Below are 1,439 nucleotides of genomic sequence, written 5' to 3'. Positions count from 1 at the left end.
GATCAATTGAACATGGCTTTATTGTTTATTAAAAATAATACAAAGACTGGTTTTGTAAAAATGTCTAATGGTAGACGTGATATAGAAGCTTATCCAGAAAGAGCTGTCATTGAAGCTCTGTGTAATGCGTTAGGACATCGAGATTATACAATTCCAGGAACTCAAATTGATATAGATATTTATCAAGACCGAATGGTTATTATGTCACCAGGGGATTTTTTACCTGATGGAAATGCGCAAGATTATGAAATGATAGATAAAATTCCTTCTAAAAGAAGAAATGAGGTTATCTGTGATATATTAGCATTATGTAAGTTAATGGAACGTTCAGGAAGTGGTTTTGAGAAAATAAGGGAAGCCTATAAACCATTTGAGGAAAGAGTTCAACCTACGTTATCTTCAAAGTTTGGTGTGTCCTCTATAACATTAATGGATTTGACGTATCAGAGAGACTATAAAGATATAGTAAGTAACGAAAAAGATAATGCACCACTAAACGGTGCGTTAAATAGTGCATTAAACGGTGCGTTATTAGAACTATATAGCATGATAGAAAATAATCCAGGGATTAATCGAAAGACTTTATCTGAAAAAATGGGGAAAGCAAAAACGACATTAGATAGACAGCTTAAAACGTTAATAGATAGAAATCTTATCGAACGAGTTGGTTCAAGGAAAACAGGTGGATATGTAATTATTAAGTCAATATAGTAAAGATTTATATATACTATTCGCTGTTAATTATGGGTAAAACAAAAGGTGTCAAAAAGTGTTATTTTTATGTAATAAAGAGTAGGGGAATATTCTTTGATTGAAATTGTATTAATTATATCAATAAATATTGGAGTTAGTTACTTTTCCACTTAATTAAATATCATTCCCGCACATGAAAAACAAGTAAACCCTCATACAACCTATGCACAAAAGGTTTACAATCGAAAAAGCACGATATAATCAATACTTTTAGTCGTATATAGTATATATACAGTTGTATGTAAAAATCATGAATTATTTCGTGAAAATGGATTTTATTCGTAAGTTTCCGTGAAACTTCCATGAAAAAAAGCAGATTTCTTAGAAGATATCTGCTTTTTTGCTATAAAGAATTTAGATTTGTCGAATATTTATGGAATATATTTGCTTATAGCATCGATAATATTTGCTTATTGTGATATAAATGTGTGCGAAAGTTTTCGAGGATGAGATGAATATGAATACAAAGTGAGATTAAATAAGGATAAGCCTCAGGAGTGGGCAAAAACAATCGTTGCTTTTGCTAATAAAGGTGGAGGAAAACTTTATATTGGTGTTGCTGATAATGGAACGGCTATTGGAATTTCACAAGAAGAGGTAGATAAAGAGCAACGATATCTTGTAGACTTTATTAAAAATAGAATTACCCCAATAATTGACTTTGAAATAAATTATATTCATTTAGA

Annotated in this window: 2 protein-coding genes; both read left to right on the top strand. The window is 30.4% G+C overall.

The window, feature by feature from the left end; translation table 11 throughout:
• The coding region (locus tag BN350_RS07105; protein ID WP_028042976.1) for an ATP-binding protein at nt 1–711 on the top strand (711 nt) is incomplete at its 5' end.
• Between the two features lie 510 nt (nt 712–1,221).
• Nucleotides 1,222–1,439, top strand: a 218-nt coding sequence (locus BN350_RS18685; RefSeq protein WP_044600182.1) for an AlbA family DNA-binding domain-containing protein, incomplete at its 3' end; no start/stop codon positions are given.

The sequence above is a fragment of the Candidatus Stoquefichus massiliensis AP9 genome, from assembly GCF_000455285.1.
Lineage (GTDB): Bacteria > Bacillota_I > Bacilli_A > Erysipelotrichales > Coprobacillaceae > Stoquefichus > Stoquefichus massiliensis.
This window is presented reverse-complemented; position numbering and strand designations above follow the sequence as displayed.